Raw genomic sequence first — 17,944 nt, forward strand, 5'->3', positions numbered from 1 at the left:
ACTTTTGCTTTATAATGTAGGGTTTCTTACCTGAAGAGGGGGGGAATAAATTTTCAGCTCAAAGCTCAAACCTGTTAAAACAGTTGAAATCAATATTTAACAAGCAGTTGAACCAGAGGAAAAATTATTAATTATCAACCTTATCTTTCTGTTGCTGTTGGCGTTTTAGCAATGAACCGACACCGAAGACCCCAAACATTACAACACCCAATGTAGTAGAAGCTTCGGGTACATCGGCGGCTGAAACACTAGCTTGGTTACTAAAACTACTTTGTTTAAAAGCAAAAGTAGCTTCAGGAACAGGAGTCAAAGGATTAATTAAAAAATCTTTGACGTTGTTGGCAATTAGTTGATGCAAACGCACGTCATTATCAATGCCGATGTGAACGATGCTTTGGTCGTTGAACAGTTCCTCAACATTTACATTATCGGCACCCTTAACATTTTTTTGTACCGCTTGCGTTACTGCCCTTTCTATAACTTTTTGTGTTATGGAGCCGCCCGGATAGCTGGGATTACGCTGAAAATAATTAAATCCTTTGCTCACATTGTCCGGTACTTTATCATCAGAAATACCCACGGAATCAATTTGAACTAGGAGATTAATTGGCTGGGGGGCTGGAAAATTTTTAGCAAACACAGACGCTGCATTTCCACCTAAGCTGTATCCGATTATCCCTATAGAAGTCAGGTTATCAAAACTTTGGAGATAGTTTAATGCGTCGCTTGACTGCGCGTATGTAAAAACTCTGCTGTCGAAGGGGCGAGCAGAATTACCCCCAAACTGGTTCTGTAGTAGGTTATTAAGTATATTCAAACCAGTCTGCGGATTAGCAGGATCTTCACCGAATCCGGTAAATAACGCGATCGCAGTGCGTGAAGTGTTGGACGAATCGCTATCCCCAGACAAGCTTACCGCTATTGCCCCATCAGGCAACAGAGCAAGTAAAGTCACAGGAAATGTGTAAATAAACGCCTTGGCGAGTGTGAAACAAACTCTTGGAAAGAACATTGCGTCGTTTTAATAATGAATTTTAAAGCTGCTACTTTTGGCATTGAACAAGCTTGACTATCCAAAAATTAGAATAAATGTAGGGGCAATGACTCTACCCTGAGCGATAGAAGCGGGTTACTATGTACTTTCCTTGGCTGAAGCGAAACTCCTACAGACCGGAAAACACCGCCTGTACTTTTTTCAGGGTAAAATTCGGTCTATTGTAGAAACAGCAAGCAGCAGGGTTAATACCTGCCTAATGGGTTAGTGCAATCAAAATAGTGTCAGATGGTAGGTTGCGATGAGCAGCAGTGTTATTTCTATTACAGATACCGAATTTGAAACGGAAGTCCTGAAAGCAGCGCAGCCTGTACTCGTGTACTTTTGGGCTGCGTGGTGCGGCCCTTGTCGCCTGGTATCGCCAACAGTGCAAGCAGCTGCCGATACTTATGGCGATCGCCTCAAGGTCGTGAAAATGGAAAGCGACCCCAATCCCGAAACTGTGGCAAAGTACAAAGTGGAAGGACTGCCAGCTCTCAGGCTGTTTAAGGACAGTGAGGTGATTGAATCTCACGAGGGAGCCATTGGGAAACAGACATTGATGAGTATGCTGGAAACTCACTTGTAAATGACTAATAGTTAATGGCTAATTGTTAAAAGCCATTAGCTATTAGCAAAGGACAAAGGATTAAATATGCAGTTTGCCAAGCGTTTACAACCACTGCAATCAAATGTCTTTGCTGATATGGATCGGGCGAAGGCAAAAGCTAGGGCCGCTGGACAGGAGATAATTGATCTGTCGCTGGGTTCTTCTGATTTACCGACATCGACTCATATCATCGATGCGATCGCGCAATCTCTATCTGACCAGAGTACCCACGGCTACTTACTTTTTCACGGAACTCAAGCTTTTCGTCAAGCCGCCGCTAACTGGTATACGCAGAAATACGGTATTCCTGTTGATCCAGAAACTGAGGTGCTGCCTCTAATTGGTTCTCAGGAAGGCACTGCCCATTTACCCTTAGCGGTACTCAATCCAGGGGATTTTGCCTTATTGCTTGACCCTGGTTATCCTTCTCATGCTGGGGGAGTGTACTTGGCTGGCGGCCAAATCTATCCGATGCCAATACGGGCAGAAAATGGATTTTTGCCCGTATTTGAAGAAATCCCCCTGCCAGTTTTGCAAGAGTCACGGATGATGGTACTGAGCTATCCCCATAATCCCACGACTGCGATCGCGCCTTTATCTTTCTTTCAGTCAGCAGTTGCTTTCTGCCAGCAGCATAATCTCGTGTTGGTTCACGATTTTCCTTACGCCGATCTAGTATTTGAAGACGTAGCGGTTCCCTCAATTTTGCAAGCCGACCCGGATAAAAGCGTCTCGATTGAGTTTTTTACTATGTCCAAGTCCTACAATATGGGCGGCTTCCGCATCGGCTACGCAATAGGAAATGCTCAGCTGATTCGCGCCTTGCGTCAGGTAAAAGCAGCAATTGATTTTAACCAATATGGGGGAATTTTGAATGGCGCGATCGCTGCCCTTAATGGCCCGCAAGAAGGTGTAAAGGCAGCAGTTGAAACCTTTCGCCAACGTCGGGATACCTTCGTTAAAGCGCTTCACAGGATTGGCTGGGAGGTTCCTACCCCAGGTGCGACCATGTACGTGTGGGCTAAGTTGCCTCAACTTTGGGCAAACGATTCCATCGGATTTTGCAGCCAGCTAGTAGAAACTACTGGTGTTGCTGCTTCCCCCGGTGCCGGGTTTGGGAAATCTGGGGAAGGTTATGTGCGCTTCGCCTTGGTACAGGATCCAGCAATTTTGCAAACTGCGGTGGAACGGGCATCGTTGTTTTTACGCAAGTAATTACACGTAAATAAATAGCCATTATTTTATAGTTAAAACCAGTTTACGTACTCAAGTATTAATACTGGTAAATAGCTTGTAAAAACCTGTTCAATTCTTTACTCAGGCGTGACAACAGTTCACGCTAAATTTGCCTATTCAGCTTTGGGAATTTCTACAATTGACATGACCTGTGAGAGAAACCCTCGCCGCGAGTAATGCAGACAAAAGCAACTCCGGTGTGAAGAAACCACATTTAAAGTGAGAATCCTCAGACAGGCTATATCCCACCTTAGTTAACTTTAAAAAGGTCAAGTCATGTTAATAGGTTCTTCCAAAAGACTGAACAACCAGGAATTCTCCAAGCAAACCCGTATGCTAAAGGCAATCGAGAAATTACTAATTAGTGCCTCGGTTGTAGGTGTAAGCGCGATCGCATCTAACCCAGCCTTCGCTACAACACTCAAACCTAGTAATATTCAGTTCAGCACTTACCAGGACAAACCCCAACTTCAGACCTACCTTTTTGGAGATACTCAATATAAAACTGTCAATGGGATTGAAAGACAACTTTTAAATGACATCACCAGAGATGACATTAATAAAGCAACCCAAGCTTTAACCGATGACAGCGCCGCCACCAACGTTGAGTTTTGGTATGGAAGTGAAAACCCTCAAAGAGTTGGATTCACTGCCAATCTAGGAAAAAACACAGTTAAAGTCGAGACTGTCGTACAAGAAGATTGGCAAGATGAGAAATTGGCAAAGGGCTGGCTAGACGGCTTCCTCGGCGCTTACGCTTCCCTGCTACCAGCCTCACCGACTGCGGATCAATATAATTTGATGCTGGATACGCTGAAAACAAAAGGTCTGTACAGTGCTGGAGATCCTAACGTCGGCGCTGTGGCGCTGGATGACCAAACAGGTAAATTACAAATTGACCTGGTTGGACACTTGGATCGGGCTGGACTTTATATAGATACCAGACAGACTATTCCAAATCCCGTAAAGACAATTCGTCAAAATGGAAAGATAGTACCTAACCCTACTTTTGGGCAGCCAATTCCCAACCCGAATTATCTAAAGCCAAAAAATGATGCTCGTTACGCCACAGGTAACATATTTCTGGATCAAGCTATAGTCGCTTTAGCCACAAAATCAGTCCAACAAGGCAAATTCTTCCAAATGAGTGAGATTGCCAAAGTAACCTTCAATGGCGTGGTTGATTATGCTTTCGGCTTCTCAGCAATAGATTCTGGCGCTTTTGCTGCCGACGCTTCTGTTAGCGACACTACATCTCACACTGCCATTTACAGCTGGAACCGGACGTATCAGCTACCCCCATCTGAGTCTGTACCTGAACCTTCTGCCATGTTAGGTTTAATTTCTGTGGGTGGTTTCTTGGTTGGTAAGCGTAAGATGTTGAAAAAAGCTTAGTTTTTGCGATATCGATTGCTTTAAACAATACCTCCGCCAAAAATCGAAAGGGCTTTTGTAGTTCAGTTATTTACTAAGGCGACAACTCAGAATCTACGAAAGCCCACGCCAGACATTCAAGGACTATAGCGTTTCTCAGTTGAGTGGAATATATCGCGGTTGTTTTGTTTTCACCACCTTGGTAGGGACATGGCAATGCCATGTCCCTACAGATATATGTTTTCCAGGGACATATAACAGTTCAAATAGGATTGTGAGATGCCCGTCCTTCAGATACCCGACTTCTTAAAGAAGTCGGGTATCTTGCGTTCACGAACCATTTAGGGCTGCTATATAGAAGTTTTCTATGAAAAGTTAAGGCTTTTTTTTCCTAGCCAAAATTGGCAGGAAGGAGAGTAAGGCGAGGAAACTCAATGCTAAGAAAAAAGGAAAGCGATCGCCTCCTCGCAAAACCGACTCTCCCGTGGCTCCCACCCAGACGTAAGCTATCATTCCAGGGATAATTCCTAAAAAAGTGCCGACTGCATACGGAAACCAGTTAATCGGTGTTAGTCCAAAGAGAAAATTGACGACAGTGAAGGGCGAAATTGGCGCAAAACGCACCGCTAACACAAAAGTCAGCGGTTGACGGGCGATCGCTTGATTAAACCGCATCAAGGCTGGATGTTCGCCAAATCGACGTTTTGCCCAGTCATGCAACAGGTAACGCGCAGTCCAGAAAGCAGCGATCGCTCCCAGTGTAGCGCCCACGACAGACCAAAAGGTTCCCCAAACTAACCCAAAAACGGCACCAGCAACAATGGGAAACATTACTCCAGGTATACCTACCGCTGTTGCTGCGGTGAAAATTAGAAGAAACAAAAAGATGCCCCAATTCCCCCAACTTTTTATCTGCTGAGTAAGAACAATGGGATCGAACAAAACTTTCAGCGGGCTAAAGATACATAGCAGCAGGAAAAATAGCAGCGCGATCGCCATCCAAAATCGCGGATTTTTGAGGAATTTGGCTGGCGACCGATTTATCATTTCACACCAAAGCACCGCCGCAACTAGAACCACTCCCAGCCGTACAACCGTAACAATACGGTGCCGTCTGTACCTCGTCTATTAAGTCTAACCTTCCAGCTTCCAGTAGCTTAGCCACCGTCAGCGTTTCACCTGTGCGAGTTTTCGCTGGAATATTTGTCATCTGGTTAAAGTCGCAATCATAAATATTGCCCAGATAGTCGATTGAAAGTTCATTTCGACACATTAAATTTTCAACTGTATCGCCATTGAAATGAGCCTCTAGAAACTGCAAATATGGTGTGTATAGCTGCTTACGTTGTAAATGCTGCTGCACTCGCCCTATCGGTAAATTCGTAATCGTAAATAGGTTGTTAAATTCAACATCAAAATGTTCTCTTAAAAACCTCTGATAATCTTGTTGTAGCGTACTCTGATTAGGAGTTAGAGAAAATTTTTCTGTGTGCGGTACTTGCGGGTTAAACACCAAATCTAGGATTAAATTTGGGTCTTGGGCATAACCCAATTTATTCAGCCATTGCAGCGCCCGAATTGAAGCGTCATAAACCCCGTTTCCTCGCATTCTATCAACATTGTCTTCCAGATAACAGGGCAAAGAAGCAACAATTCTTGTTTGATGTTTGGCGCAGTATTCGGGGATATCTTCAAACCCCGATTCAAAGTAAATCGTGAGGTTAGACCTAACAATTACTTGTTTCCCATTTTCCCTGGCTGCTTCTACCAATGGCTTGAAACCATAATTCATTTCCGGCGCGCCGCCCGTCAAGTCTACTATTTTAAGTTCAGGAAATTTATATATTACTTCAATCAGTTGATTGCAAACTTCTGGGGTGAGTTCTTCTGTGCGTTTTGGCCCTGCTTCCACATGGCAATGAGTACAGGCAAGATTGCAGCGCTTTCCTAAATTGATTTGCAAAACACTGATTTTGCTTTTACTTAGAGGAAGTCCGATTTTTTCTTTAAATTGGGTTATTTTTGGTTGATTTGATTCTATCTGGAGCATTTGTTAACAAAAATTTATTGTTCTCTCCCGATCATACCGTTCTATTTTGTAGGCGAGTAGTTAAAAAACCCGTAATCTTAAAGATTATGGGTTGCGGGAAACAGTGCTTCACAGCTAGATTCCTTGACCTCTAGCTGTAGTATGAAATCACCCGACAGTCCGTAGGAAATTACATCTGAAGCAGCTTGGCTTCTTTTTCCTTGCGTTCGCTGTAGCGATCCGTCAGGTAGTCTACTCGATCTCGGAGTAGCAGCGTAAACTTGTAAAGTTCTTCCATTACGTCGATAACGCGATCGCGATATGCGGAATCCTTCATCGTTCCGTCTTCGTGGAACTCGTTGTAAGCTTTGGCAACCGAAGACTGATTGGGGATGGTAAACATCCGCATCCAGCGTCCCAGGATTCGCATAGTATTGACGGCGTTAAATGACTGAGAACCGCCGCTGACCTGCATGACTGCCAAAGTTCTGCCTTGAGTCGGTCTCACTGCCCCTAAAGTTAGGGGAATCCAGTCGATTTGGTTTTTCAGAATGCCAGTAATATTCCCGTGCATCTCTGGACTAGACCAAACTTGACCCTCAGACCACAAGCTTAAATTCCGCAATTCTTGAACCTTTGGATGGTCAGCTTCTACGCTGCCGTGAATCGGCAATTCACGTGGGTCAAAAAATTTGGTTTCTGCACCAAAACCTTCGATAATTCTGGCGGACTCTTCTGCTAATAAACGGCTGTAAGAACGCTCTCTTAAAGAGCCATACAAAAACAAGATTCTGGGTGGATGATCGAAAGTTGTCATGGAAATTAGTAACCTCTAGTTTAGGAATTCAACTAACGAATTGATCATGGCTTCTAGATGTAATATCATGTCCGGTTGAATAGCTATAATTAGAACTGAAGCGGACAGGTTTTTATTATTGATAATTAGACGGGCTTGATATAGGATGTCTTTTTTGACCTCTTAGTAATTACTAAAAATGCAAACGTTTGGCTTCTTTCTAGTTGCAGCTCTAGGAGAAATCTCCGGGTGTTACACGTTTTGGGCATGGTTACGACTAGGAAAGAGTATCTTGTGGACTGTTCCAGGTATCTTCGCTCTGATCATCTATGCTGTTGCTCTAACCAAAGTAGATGCTTCAAATGCTGGAAGAGCATACGCTGCCTACAGTGGTTTCTACATCCTCTTATCTCTGTTTTGGTTATGGTTGGCTGAGGGGGTTAAACCGGATAAGTGGGACTTACTTGGCGTTACGATCTCCCTCATCGGAGCGGTTGTAATCTTGTTCAGCCCTCATCGCTAATGAACCTCCGTCTGCATCCGAACCTTTACTGCACAATCCTCCACCGCCCCGTATGTCAATTGGCTTATTTATCCTCCTGCCAAATCTCGCAAAAAGGCGCTTTGGGCTTCTCGCAGTTCGACTTCGGAGTTAGCGCTTTCAATTTTCTGCATTGCTTCGCTATAAGACACGCCAGTGCAAATCAGGTAAGAAGCCAGCATCGTTCCCGTCCGTCGTCTCCCACTGGTGCAATGGACTGCAACAGCGCTGCCTTGGCGATTTTGACTGTCAACAAAGTTGTGTAATTCTTCAACCTGTTCCCGACTGGGTTGGGTACCGCCTTTGGTTGGCAACCAGAGGTGAGGGATGTTTGCCTGGTGATACAAATCTAGGTTGGAGGGGTCATCCATAACAGAGACAATCGCGCCAACGCCCGCAGCCTGTAGTTCGGTCAGTTCCTCTGGCATTGGCTTACGAACACCTGCGAGTTTGCCTGGAATCACCCACCACAAATTCTCTGCAATCGGTTGGATTGGTTGCTCTATCGGTGTTTGATTTGTCATTAGAACCTTATCCAACAGGTGTCGCTCCTTCTTTGAGCGATTCAATGAGTTGAGTCACCCGTTCTTTTATCTGATCGCGGACTCTGGGGAAAATTTCAGGCTGTTCAGCCGGATCGTCAAGCTGCCAATCCTCAAATGCTTCCCGAAGTACCCAATCTGTCGGCAGATTAACTCCACAACCGCACAGGGAAATTACCACATCAAAGTCTTCAGCCTTGAAGTCGCTAAGGGGTTTCGAGTGTTGATTGGTAATGTCAATGCCGATTTCTTTCATGGTAGCGATCGCTTCCGGTCTAACCTGAGAGGCTTCTAATCCAGAGCTAATCACTTCAATTTTTCCCTTACCCAGTGTTTTCGCAAAGCCTTCCGCCATTTGGGAACGGGCAGAATTTTTCTTGCACACAAACATGACACGTTTCATTTCGTTTCCTCGCTTACTGAATATCCCGAAATCCGTTGGAAAGTTGCCTGTACACCAGCACCGCTAATTGCGCCCCTAAAATCGGTGCCACCCAATAAACCCAATGGTGCTGCCATATTCCGCCAACCAAAGCAGGGCCAAATGACCTTACAGGATTCATACTCGCTCCGGTAATTGGCCCCATAAACGCCGCCTCTAACCCCACCGTCAAGCCAATCGCTAACCCCGCAAAGCCAATCGGGGCGCGGCGATCCAGCCCAGAACCAAAAATCACAAACATTAAAATAAAGGTGAGAACCGTTTCCAGCACCAGAGATTGCAGCCAATTCCCCTCTAGCGGCACAGTTGCACCCAGATTAGCTACGCGCCCCAAAGCTATTAACAGTAGAGCTGAGGCGATAACTGCTCCCAATGACTGCGCCAAAATATAAGGCAGCACTCGCCGCTTGGGAAAAAAGCCACTTGTCCAGAAAGCTAGCGTCACCGCTGGGTTAAAATGAGCGCCGCTAATGTGTCCCAGCGTATAAATTAAAGCCGCAACAACTGCCCCAAATACAAAGCTGATGCCGAGATGAGTAATGGCCCCATTGCTGATTTGATTGACCATCACAGCGCCAGTCCCAGCAAAGACTAAAACAAAACTGCCAATGCCTTCCGCCACGGCCTCTCGCCAGCAATGGGAAATTGATTTCCACAAAAAAATTTTTGAATTTGATTTCAAAGCCATTCTCAATGGGGGATTGGTAATAGGTAATAGGTAATTGACCTATTACCAATGTCCTAAAATTAAAACTTTGCTTCTTGGCGTAACAACTCACCAATTGTCAGATTTAGCTTCTGCTCTCCAGCAAATACCGTTCCTACTTTTCCTCTTTCAAAGTGGACAAAGGCGATGTGATAACCTTCTTCAGGTAAAGGTATGTAGCCTACAGTGTTAACCAATCGGTTCGCATTTTTCAGGTAGAATTCTACAAAAGCTCGGACTTCCGGTTTGTTTTGAGCATATTTTGCATTTACGTAGATTAAAAGCGGTCGAGAAAGGGGTTGATACTGAGCGTTTTCTACAGCCTGACGTGCAGGAAGCACTGCTCCATTGCCACTGTTAACCGCTAAAGCTTTCAATCTATTTTGGTTAGCTTCGTAGTAAGCGTATCCAAAGTAACCCAAAGCGTTTGGATCTGTGCCAACTCCTCGCACTAGAACGTTATCATCTTCACTGGCTGTATAGTCAGTGCGGCTGGCTCTGGTTTTACCGACTGTTGCTTCTGTAAAGTAGTCAAACGTACCAGATTCGCCACCTGCACCATACAGTTTAAGCGGTTTGTTAGGCCAGGAAGACCGAACCTGATTCCAAGTGGTAATTTTTCCTTGGGCTGCTGGTTCCCATATTTTTTTCAACTCTGCAATCGTGATGTCCTTTGCCCAATCATTTTGGGGATGAACCGCGACGGTGAGGGCATCATAGGCTATAGGTAGTTCTATGTAACGCACGCCAGCTTGACGGCAAGCTTCTACCTCATCGGTGAGGATGGGGCGCGAGGCGTTGCTGATGTCTGTTTCGCCAGCACAGAACTTTTTAAATCCAGCGCTGGTTCCGGAAAAGGCGACTTGTATTTGGCTGTTGCCATTTTTATTTAATTTATATTCTTTGGCTACTGCCTCCGTAATCGGAAAAACCGTGCTAGAACCATCAATTTTAACTGCTCCGTTGCTTGAAGCACTCCTCTGATTTTGCTGCGTGGATGGGGCTGAAGTACATGAGTTTAGTGTCGCAGCGACACTAGCTGTCAAAGCAAGAATACCTAGCCGGATAGCCGAACCCTTTGCTGTTATGTCCATTGCCCTCGCCCCGATTACATATTTTAGGGGTACACCTATATCATTTCAAAAAAAATTGATTTGTCAAGTAGTAGGGAAGGCATTGGAGACAATAACCTTATTAAAAAAGTTGATGGGTGAAGGCTAGTCAGGGCAGGAGCGAGCGGGCAACATCACAGCTTTTGTACGGTACTCGGCGAGGTACTGCTCCAAGAGGACAAATTGGGGGAGGTTCAGACTGTAGTAAATCCAGCGCCCTTCTTGACGCGATCGCACGAGTTCGGCTTCTTTGAGTGTTTTCAGGTGAAAAGAGAGTTTAGACTGCGTAACCCCTAATTTCTCGCAAAGTTCGCACACGCATAGCTCTTGCGATCGCAGCAAATCTATGACTTGAAGCCGCAGAGGGTCAGAAAGAGCATGAAAACTAGAAGAAATAGAAGCTGGTGCGATCGGTTTTAGGTTAACCATCAAGTTTTGTTGAAACGACTCTTTAGCTATCCTAAACCTTGCACCAACCAATAAGGCGGAAGCGATCGCCTCCCAAGCCGTAATAGTAACGAGAGCAGAAAAGCTCGCTCCCCAACCCGGTTGGGGAGGGATTCGGAATATGTTTGCAGCCTATATCAACAGCAACCGCCGCCAGTATAGTGCCAAGTTGAATCAGTAATTAATACTTCATTTGGCATTAATCCTCCCAGTTTTCCCGCCGTTTTATCGCACACGGCTGCTGGAATGCCACGATGAAGTATATGCCCATTCGAGTCATCAAAAAACTCTTCAGAACCAGCATAAATTGCTGTTTTTCCTGTAAAAATACAGGCACCATCTTCAGGAATTTGGACTTTAAAAGAGACAGAATCTAAACTTTCCAAAAGCAAAGGTTCCGGCAAACCGTAGGTAGCAGAATCCAGCAGCCGATATGGACGACGGGCGCGAATTTCTACCTGACCAAACCCAGCATCAATTAATTGCTGAGTATACTGTTCGTAAGTCATAGCACCAGACAAACACATTGCCCGTAACCTTTCATCTTTCTGAAGATGGGATGGAATCGGACGAGTAGCAATGGGGTCGCTCATTAACAGCCTGCCACCCGGTTTTAATACCCGATAGGCTTCTTGAAGCGCCTTATTCAAGTCGGCGGGCTCAAAGATATTAAAAAGACAATTTTGGGCAACTACATCTACTGAGGCATCTGGTACTGGTAAGGCGAAAGCATCGCCTTCCCGAATCTCTACAAAACTGAGGTCAAACCAGGCGTTTTGGGCAGAAGCCATTCTCAGGTTCTTAGCAGCAGCTTCGCGCATTTTTGCTACTGGATCGACGGCAATTACCCCACCAACTCGTCGGGAAAAATAGGCAAATTGCAGCGCTTCCAAGCCACCGCCAACACCTACATATAGCACACTCGGAGAGTTAGCCAGTTCCGTCGGATGGACAGTAGTGCCGCAGCCATAATTCATCTCCTGCATCTGGGGCGGAATTTTCAGTCCTGGTAATTGTAGCGGACTGCTTTGAACGCAGCATAAACCAACTTCTGGTGTCTGTGCCACTTCGCCGTAAAATTCAGCAGCGGTTTCAAGATAGCTCATTAAAATGTTCCCTTTTCTAGCAATTTACAAGAGAAAGACGCTAGACTCCTTTCAAACACTAGCAAAACCTGTCCCTACTGAACGAGTAGGGTGAAGTTAATATGGATCAATAATCATTCGGGATACAAGAGCGGACAGGGGAAATTGGAAAATATTGCACCAGAAAATTCTTTAGAACAACAGCAGCGTTGCCTATTTGTTTGCCAGTACCGCTCATGTCTGGCACATGGCTCCGCCGAAGTGTTAGCCGCTTTTGAGGCTCAGGAAGTACCAGGAGTTACGGTAAAGGGGAGCGGTTGCCAAGGACAGTGTAGCTGTGGCCCTACGGTGCGGATTGTCCCGGAAGAAACTTGGTACTGTCGAGTTCACCCCCAGGATGTAGCCGCTATTGTTGAACAACATTTAAAAGGGGGGCAACCTATAGAAGCCAAGCTGAACCCCAGAATTCATATGCAAATAACTTTTTAAGGTTATTTATGCTACATATAGTAACTTCTGACTATGATTTTTTTTCAGGGGTTAGTTGGTTGTTTGCTTCTAAAGATATTTCTGGGGCTGTTTGGCTGCATCCGTAATCGCGTTTAAATGTAATGTAGATCAAGACTTGATTAGTTTATTGGTAAGCTTTCATAGTTTCAGTAAAATGCTGTATAAGAGTTGATTAGTATGCCTACTTATACCGGAATTTCCAGCGAAGCATTTAGACACCCCCTCGACCGACAAGCCGAGGAAACTTTACGCAGCGTACCTGGATTTGACCTTGTGGCTCGCAAGTTTGTCGAATTTTTCTCTGAGCGTCCGCAGTTTGTTTATCAGATGGGGAATAGTATTCAGGTGGGGCCGCGCCAGTATTCCACCATTTACGGGATATTTCGGGAATGTGTACGCGATTTGGACATTTACCCAGAGCCATTGTTGTTCATCTCTCAAACTCCAGAGGCTAACGCTGGAGCGATTGGAGAAGAACGCCCTTTTATTATCCTAAATTCTGGACTTTTAGACCTGCTAAACGAAGTAGAAATTCGAGCAGTAATTGCTCATGAATTAGGACATCTTAAATGCGGTCATACGACTTTAACTCAAATGGCAATTTGGGCGCTGCGAACCATTAACTATATAGGTAATGCGACATTTGGCTTTAGCAATTTGCTAAGCAGTGGTTTAATTTTGGCTTTTTATGAATGGAGCCGAAAAGCTGAATTATCAGCAGATAGGGCAGCTCTTTTAGTAATAGATGACCTTAATCCAGTAATGAACAAAATGATGAAACTCTCAGGTGGGAGTATGCGTTATGTGAATGAAGCAAGTTTAGATGAATTTATTCGCCAATCAGAGAGGTATCAAGAACTCGATCAAGATGGATTAAATCAAGTGTACAAATTTTTACTTTATAACGGAGGTCAAGGCTGGTTTGTTACCCACCCATTTACAGTTGAACGTGTCTACCACTTGCGAAATTGGGCAACATCCGAGGAGTATGGTCAAATTCGTAGGGGGAATTACCAGCGTAAAGGAGCGTCGGGAGCGGTGAATGTTCCCTCGGAAGCACCAGTTGATGACGTGGAAGCACTGCGGCGTCAACTTGAGGAATTACAAGCTGAAATTAACCGCTTTAGGTCGCGATCGCAAGATCCCTAACAGTTGAAAATTATTTTCAATTCTGGCTATTGCAGCCAGAGAAAATAGGATAAACTGCAATTACTCTGTGACGACGGGTGCTATTTACTTTATCTTTTCATACTCTAAGGAAGGACTCAATAGTCCTAAAGTGCTGGAATGATCGGGGATCTTCTATCAGATGGGTATCAAACTAAGGCTCGCGTCAACTCTAATCAGTCAGAGCGCGAAATTTTGCCTAGTCAAGACATGATATATCGCTTCTTATTGGAGATAGTTCAGCACTGGCCTCCAGAAGATGTTTTACTGGAATTTAAGCGATTATTTATTTATTATGATAGTAATCCTATTAATGCTATAGCCATAAAATCGCTGTCAGAAATTATATTTTCTAATAACGAGGAAGAGTTTAGAAATACGCTGAAGCGGTCTTGTTATATTCTCATTAATAATTGGGAGACAACCAGAAACTATAGCTCTATAAAAGAGTTAATCCATTCATTTGATAATTTGCTAATTAGCAAAAAAACTCTGTCTCATAATTTAAGTAGACTGAGACTTTGGCTAGCAAATTTTATTAAAAGCAAAGACTATCAAGAGTTAAAATTATTTGCGGCGAGATACGAAGATGGTGACAACTTACACTGGAGCCAGCGCTATACTTCTTATTTATTAGTACCTCAGTATGCCGATCTCAAAAACCCGGTGGAACAGCGGGAAGCTGCGAGAGTGCTATCGCAAGAGCTAAAAGACAAGTTTAAGTTTGATCTGGCGATGTATACGGCGCGATCGCAATCGGCGATAGGTAGAGAACAATTGCCGAAAAACCCGACTGGACTGGGAGATGAGGTTCTGCGTCTTATCAAGGCAATTGTAGCTAAAAGAGGGCCATTCAGTTATGAAAATCTGGCCAATATTTTTAAACACCAAACGAAAGAACTTCCCTATCAAGATTTTAAGCAAAGCTTAAAAAAGTACTTGATTTTTTCAGTACAAAACCCAAATTTTGTCGAAGTTCTGAGAACCAAATTATCTGAAAAATTAGACAGATTATATAATAGTCATAACGAAAATGTCTTGAATGATGCGATAATGCTCCGAACCTGTAATCGGGTTATCGAGTATTTAACAACTGAAAATCATCAAGAACCATCGCCGCTATTTGGTTTGTTGATGTCTCAGGGGAATCCCTTGACTTTAGTGATTGTGTTATTAAAAGTTATTTTAATATCAAAAAACTCTCGCACCCATTTGGAAACTTGCATTGCTGAATTAATTCAGTATTATATGCACTATCCAGAAGAAGATTGCAAGTGGGTAATTAGTTTTTTTGAGATATTCAATATAACATTTGCGATTTATGGAGAAAATGTGCAATACAATTTAATAAAAATGCAAGAACATAGAAAAGAATATCAGTCGGATAAGCCTGTGGAGGTATACCGGGTTTTTTCTCAATTGAAAATGAATGCCGAGCTAGAAGCAGCGAATGAAGCGATCGCAGAGCCTCCAATAACGGATGAGTAAATTTAAAATTAAAAATGGGGATTCTTCATTTTTAATTTTTCACCAACGATGCTAGTCCCGCAGCTGCTACTTCCGCCAAAACACTTACCATGCGGAACAAAGCAACGACACTAATAAGAATAGCGGGAGAAAACTGTTGCCTCAAGAGTGCCAAAGCAGTTGCTTCAAATACCCCAATCCCCCCAGGAGCGCCCGGTACAACTAAGCCCAAAAGCCACGCCAGACTAAAAGCACTTAACAGCATTGGTATTTGACTGGAATTGATAGCCACAAGCGCCTGCATCGCAAACAAAAAGCCAGTACCGCGCAATAACAAAAAGCCAATTTCTCCCAACAATGGTAAAAGCGGATAGCGTTCTATGCGAAAAGAGGTTTCTTTTTGTTGAATCGGGGACTCTTGATTGGGGGCTGGGAATCCTATTGCCTCTGCTTGTGGAGTTGTGGGTGGTTCTATTTTTCTTTTTCCCTTCAACTTGCTCGCCAACTGCATCAGTGGGTTCAAAATCCGGGGATGAACGCCAAGCAAAATGACAGCCAAACTGAGAATTTGCAAGCCCAAAATTGGGGCTTGACTACCTATCAAGGCAATTAGCAAAGCTGCTGCAACCATCAGCAGAGGTTCTAGTACCACGCTGAGAGTTGCTGCACCTAAAGAGCCACCATGCGATGTCACCGCCACGATGCGCCCGTAGTAGTGCCAGACATTTCCTGGTAAATATTTAGCAAGGTTGGTTTTGAGATAAACCTGGATGACCCATCGGGGTTGAACAGGTTGGCGGAAGGATTGCAGAATCCAGCTCCATACCCATCCAGACCAAGTATGAGCAAGTAAGGTAATTAAAAACGCGATCGCTAAACAAGTCCATCCGTTACCAGTAATCTGAATTGCTGCAACCTCTCGCCAGTTGTCTTTCAGAGCCTTCGCTAAAAAAAACAGCGTCGCGCCGAGAATTACCCAGCGCAAGTATGGCTTTAGAGTTGACCAAATTTTTTTCATCGGCTTCTAAATTGAGTAGTCAATTGCAGCAGATACCTGATCCTAGGGTAAGAGCATAACGGGTGGGGATTGGTAGCGAGAATGTGATTTTGGAAACAGGTAGCGATCGCAAAGTCATCCTTACACTTTGCCAGCATTGGCGAACTATAGACCTTGTTTGCGCTCTAGCTAATGATCTAATTTCTCCAGACCCTCACAAATAGGTGTTGGCAACTATACTTCCAATAGAGCGATAAATCAGCCAAGTTGTATACTAGGACAGCGATTTAGCTTTCTTAGGGGCGCTGCTGACAACTAGATACGCACTTTTGGCTAATTCTTGTGAATCTCTCTAGAGTTAGATACGATTGGCTTGCAGTCGCTGCCAGAATGTGACCTTCGCTAGATGAGCGATCGCGCTGCTATTTGTATTAATTACAACAGTTGGTAAAAATTGTTGGGGGCGGTGTGTGAAACACTTAACTACTTTCTTTAAAAAACTACGCTTTGGTCAAATAGTGACCATCTTTTTCGCAGGTGTGTTGCTCATGGTAAGCACAGCTTGCAATAACGGTGACAATTTAGGTGCGCGTCCAAGTAATCCTCCGGTGCAAATGGGAGGTAACAACAACCCGCACTCAAATGGTGGAGATGGGTACACAAACTACAAAATGTCTACTGATCCATCTGTAAAGAATCAAACAGCCAAGCCAAATCGCGCTGAGATTAATACATTCAATCAACTAATTGCCACCAATAAAGATTCTGAAATACTTTACCCAGGCGCAGAGACACCAGCGGGTAGAATAGCCAAAGAGAACGAACTACCAATAAAAACCGCCAAAGATTTTGTGCAGCCTGAACCCGGTGGGCTAAATCAGCGTAATCCAGACTTAGGTGAACGAGTAGGAAATCGTCTGGAGAAAGTTGGGGAAACGTTTAAAGAAGCTACCGAATTTGTCAAAGATAAGGCAGATGAGGCTGGTGCAAGACCAGAAACCCAAAGCAACCCTGCTTTGCACAAGTAAGCTCAGGATTTTAGATTTTGAGAAAGCAATCATTTCAAAATCTAAAATCCTCTAGCTAACAACTATTAACTCTACAAAAAAAGGAGCTTTTCTATGGACAGAATAATTGCACGAATTAAAAACATCAATTTGGGCAAAATCATTACCGTCTTCTTGTCGGTAATCATCATGTTTGTTAGCACCGCTTGCAACGGTGGAGCGCAAGCAAAAACCCCAGCCCCAGGAAAAACCGCAGATCAAATAAGACATGAAGTTCCTTCAGGTGCCGTAACATCTGAATATAAAGGGGGGATGAACGACTATAGCGATTTAGATCCCAGAAAAGACTTCTCAGGTACAGAAACCAAGGCAAAAGGTCTGATAGATAACGCTGAGCGTAACGTCATTGACCAAACTGAAGATGTAGGAACAAACACCAAGCGGATACTTGATAAGAAGGGTGAAAACGCCAGAGATTTCGGTAAGAATGTGAAGGAAAATGTCGAAGATGCTGGCGACAAAGCTCAAAAATCAGCTCGTGATTTCTCTAAGGGAACACAGCAGGGAATTGACAATATCAAGGACAATACTAAGGATGCCGCCGCTGACGCGAATAAGTCAACAATGCGCGCAGCTGACAACGTTAAGCAAAATGCCTCTGAAGTGAATCAAAAAGCAATGCGGGCAGCTGACAACGTTAAGGAAAATAGCAAAGACGCAGGCAAGAACGTATTTGACAGTGCCAAACGGGCTGTAGATAAAGCGGCTGATGCTATTGATTAGCAGCCTCTGGAGTTAAACCAAAACTCAATAAGCTATTAATAGGGTGGCCATCGTCCACCC

At 44.2% G+C, this 17,944-nt stretch carries 20 protein-coding genes; 9 read left to right on the plus strand and 11 right to left on the minus strand.

What is annotated here, in order from left to right; all coding sequences use genetic code 11:
* Positions 1-127 precede the first annotated feature (127 nt).
* Positions 128-955: a hypothetical protein gene (locus H6F66_RS17735; protein WP_190423716.1), complete on the minus strand. Its 828-nt coding sequence runs from the start codon at positions 953-955 to the stop codon at positions 128-130.
* A gap of 340 nt (positions 956-1,295) precedes the next feature.
* On the opposite strand from H6F66_RS17735, the gene H6F66_RS17740 reads away from it, so the two are divergent.
* The 3 genes from H6F66_RS17740 (at position 1,296) to H6F66_RS17750 (ending at position 4,274) form a co-directional block, all read left to right on the plus strand.
* Positions 1,296-1,622 carry a thioredoxin family protein gene (locus H6F66_RS17740; protein WP_190423718.1) on the plus strand — a complete coding sequence of 109 codons (327 nt, stop codon included), beginning with the start codon at positions 1,296-1,298 and terminating at the stop codon, positions 1,620-1,622.
* A 66-nt stretch (positions 1,623-1,688) separates the two neighbouring features.
* Positions 1,689-2,858 (plus strand): LL-diaminopimelate aminotransferase, encoded by a 1,170-nt coding sequence (locus H6F66_RS17745; protein WP_190423720.1) that lies wholly within the window; start codon positions 1,689-1,691, stop codon positions 2,856-2,858.
* Positions 2,859-3,212: 354 nt separating this feature from the next.
* Complete coding sequence (locus H6F66_RS17750; RefSeq protein ID WP_190423721.1) at positions 3,213-4,274, plus strand: NF038130 family PEP-CTERM protein; 1,062 nt, start codon at positions 3,213-3,215, stop codon at positions 4,272-4,274.
* Between the two features lie 354 nt (positions 4,275-4,628).
* On the opposite strand, the gene H6F66_RS29435 is transcribed toward H6F66_RS17750, so the two are convergent.
* The 3 genes from H6F66_RS29435 to arsH all read right to left on the minus strand — a co-directional run bounded on the left by H6F66_RS29435 (position 4,629) and on the right by arsH (position 7,099).
* On the minus strand, positions 4,629-5,333 hold the full coding sequence (locus H6F66_RS29435; protein ID WP_347269400.1) for a TVP38/TMEM64 family protein: 705 nt from the start codon (positions 5,331-5,333) through the stop codon (positions 4,629-4,631).
* Entirely contained in the window at positions 5,302-6,303 is a 1,002-nt protein-coding gene (gene arsS / locus H6F66_RS17760; protein WP_190423725.1) for an arsenosugar biosynthesis radical SAM (seleno)protein ArsS, read from the minus strand. Before arsS ends, H6F66_RS29435 begins: the two co-directional genes overlap by 32 nt.
* A gap of 169 nt (positions 6,304-6,472) precedes the next feature.
* Positions 6,473-7,099, minus strand: coding sequence for an arsenical resistance protein ArsH (gene arsH / locus H6F66_RS17765; RefSeq protein WP_190423727.1), 627 nt, complete (start codon positions 7,097-7,099; stop codon positions 6,473-6,475).
* Positions 7,100-7,277: 178 nt separating this feature from the next.
* Here arsH and H6F66_RS17770 point away from each other — a divergent pair, with 178 nt between their 5' ends.
* Positions 7,278-7,601 (plus strand): YnfA family protein, encoded by a 324-nt coding sequence (locus tag H6F66_RS17770; protein WP_190423729.1) that lies wholly within the window; start codon positions 7,278-7,280, stop codon positions 7,599-7,601.
* Between the two features lie 68 nt (positions 7,602-7,669).
* Here the strand turns inward: H6F66_RS17770 and H6F66_RS17775 are convergent, their stop codons facing one another.
* From H6F66_RS17775 to arsM, 6 genes are all read right to left on the minus strand, one after another.
* Complete coding sequence (locus H6F66_RS17775) at positions 7,670-8,143, minus strand: dual specificity protein phosphatase family protein (protein ID WP_190423731.1); 474 nt, start codon at positions 8,141-8,143, stop codon at positions 7,670-7,672.
* A gap of 7 nt (positions 8,144-8,150) precedes the next feature.
* Positions 8,151-8,564 (minus strand): arsenate reductase, glutathione/glutaredoxin type, encoded by a 414-nt coding sequence (gene arsC / locus H6F66_RS17780; protein ID WP_190423733.1) that lies wholly within the window; start codon positions 8,562-8,564, stop codon positions 8,151-8,153.
* Between the two features lie 13 nt (positions 8,565-8,577).
* Positions 8,578-9,291, minus strand: a complete 714-nt coding sequence (locus H6F66_RS17785; protein WP_190423735.1) for an MIP/aquaporin family protein — start codon at positions 9,289-9,291, stop codon at positions 8,578-8,580.
* Between the two features lie 59 nt (positions 9,292-9,350).
* Positions 9,351-10,403, minus strand: a complete 1,053-nt coding sequence (locus tag H6F66_RS17790) for a PstS family phosphate ABC transporter substrate-binding protein (protein WP_190423737.1) — start codon at positions 10,401-10,403, stop codon at positions 9,351-9,353.
* Between the two features lie 123 nt (positions 10,404-10,526).
* Positions 10,527-10,850, minus strand: a complete 324-nt coding sequence (locus H6F66_RS17795) for a metalloregulator ArsR/SmtB family transcription factor (protein ID WP_190423739.1) — start codon at positions 10,848-10,850, stop codon at positions 10,527-10,529.
* A 155-nt stretch (positions 10,851-11,005) separates the two neighbouring features.
* Positions 11,006-11,974, minus strand: a complete 969-nt coding sequence (arsM, locus tag H6F66_RS17800; RefSeq protein ID WP_190423741.1) for an arsenosugar biosynthesis arsenite methyltransferase ArsM — start codon at positions 11,972-11,974, stop codon at positions 11,006-11,008.
* A 144-nt stretch (positions 11,975-12,118) separates the two neighbouring features.
* On the opposite strand from arsM, the gene H6F66_RS17805 reads away from it, so the two are divergent.
* From H6F66_RS17805 to H6F66_RS17815, 3 genes are all read left to right on the plus strand, one after another.
* Positions 12,119-12,442 (plus strand): (2Fe-2S) ferredoxin domain-containing protein, encoded by a 324-nt coding sequence (locus tag H6F66_RS17805; protein WP_190423776.1) that lies wholly within the window; start codon positions 12,119-12,121, stop codon positions 12,440-12,442.
* 198 nt (positions 12,443-12,640) lie between these two features.
* Positions 12,641-13,612 (plus strand): M48 family metallopeptidase, encoded by a 972-nt coding sequence (locus tag H6F66_RS17810; protein ID WP_190423743.1) that lies wholly within the window; start codon positions 12,641-12,643, stop codon positions 13,610-13,612.
* A gap of 213 nt (positions 13,613-13,825) precedes the next feature.
* Positions 13,826-15,118, plus strand: coding sequence for a hypothetical protein (locus H6F66_RS17815; protein ID WP_199294998.1), 1,293 nt, complete (start codon positions 13,826-13,828; stop codon positions 15,116-15,118).
* A gap of 31 nt (positions 15,119-15,149) precedes the next feature.
* Here the strand turns inward: H6F66_RS17815 and H6F66_RS17820 are convergent, their stop codons facing one another.
* On the minus strand, positions 15,150-16,115 hold the full coding sequence (locus tag H6F66_RS17820) for a YbhN family protein (protein WP_190423747.1): 966 nt from the start codon (positions 16,113-16,115) through the stop codon (positions 15,150-15,152).
* A 449-nt stretch (positions 16,116-16,564) separates the two neighbouring features.
* On the opposite strand from H6F66_RS17820, the gene H6F66_RS17825 reads away from it, so the two are divergent.
* Complete coding sequence (locus tag H6F66_RS17825) at positions 16,565-17,122, plus strand: DUF6658 family protein (RefSeq protein ID WP_190423749.1); 558 nt, start codon at positions 16,565-16,567, stop codon at positions 17,120-17,122.
* 93 nt (positions 17,123-17,215) lie between these two features.
* On the plus strand, positions 17,216-17,884 hold the full coding sequence (locus H6F66_RS17830; protein WP_190423751.1) for a DUF6658 family protein: 669 nt from the start codon (positions 17,216-17,218) through the stop codon (positions 17,882-17,884).
* Positions 17,885-17,944 lie beyond the last annotated feature (60 nt).

The sequence above is a fragment of the Trichocoleus sp. FACHB-6 genome (assembly GCF_014695815.1).
Taxonomy (GTDB): Bacteria; Cyanobacteriota; Cyanobacteriia; order Cyanobacteriales; family FACHB-T130; genus Funiculus; species Funiculus sociatus.

Coding starts and splice junctions, on each gene's coding strand:
- H6F66_RS17830 (WP_190423751.1), top strand. CDS start 17,216: ATGGACAGAATAATTGCACGAATTAAAAACATCAATTTGGGCAAAATC.
- H6F66_RS17785 (WP_190423735.1), bottom strand. CDS start 9,291: ATGGCTTTGAAATCAAATTCAAAAATTTTTTTGTGGAAATCAATTTCC.
- H6F66_RS17790 (WP_190423737.1), bottom strand. CDS start 10,403: ATGGACATAACAGCAAAGGGTTCGGCTATCCGGCTAGGTATTCTTGCT.
- arsC (WP_190423733.1), bottom strand. CDS start 8,564: ATGAAACGTGTCATGTTTGTGTGCAAGAAAAATTCTGCCCGTTCCCAA.
- arsS (WP_190423725.1), bottom strand. CDS start 6,303: ATGCTCCAGATAGAATCAAATCAACCAAAAATAACCCAATTTAAAGAA.
- H6F66_RS17775 (WP_190423731.1), bottom strand. CDS start 8,143: ATGACAAATCAAACACCGATAGAGCAACCAATCCAACCGATTGCAGAG.
- arsM (WP_190423741.1), bottom strand. CDS start 11,974: ATGAGCTATCTTGAAACCGCTGCTGAATTTTACGGCGAAGTGGCACAG.
- H6F66_RS17795 (WP_190423739.1), bottom strand. CDS start 10,850: ATGGTTAACCTAAAACCGATCGCACCAGCTTCTATTTCTTCTAGTTTT.
- H6F66_RS17750 (WP_190423721.1), top strand. CDS start 3,213: ATGCTAAAGGCAATCGAGAAATTACTAATTAGTGCCTCGGTTGTAGGT.
- H6F66_RS17810 (WP_190423743.1), top strand. CDS start 12,641: ATGCCTACTTATACCGGAATTTCCAGCGAAGCATTTAGACACCCCCTC.
- H6F66_RS17820 (WP_190423747.1), bottom strand. CDS start 16,115: ATGAAAAAAATTTGGTCAACTCTAAAGCCATACTTGCGCTGGGTAATT.
- H6F66_RS17740 (WP_190423718.1), top strand. CDS start 1,296: ATGAGCAGCAGTGTTATTTCTATTACAGATACCGAATTTGAAACGGAA.
- H6F66_RS17770 (WP_190423729.1), top strand. CDS start 7,278: ATGCAAACGTTTGGCTTCTTTCTAGTTGCAGCTCTAGGAGAAATCTCC.
- arsH (WP_190423727.1), bottom strand. CDS start 7,099: ATGACAACTTTCGATCATCCACCCAGAATCTTGTTTTTGTATGGCTCT.
- H6F66_RS17745 (WP_190423720.1), top strand. CDS start 1,689: ATGCAGTTTGCCAAGCGTTTACAACCACTGCAATCAAATGTCTTTGCT.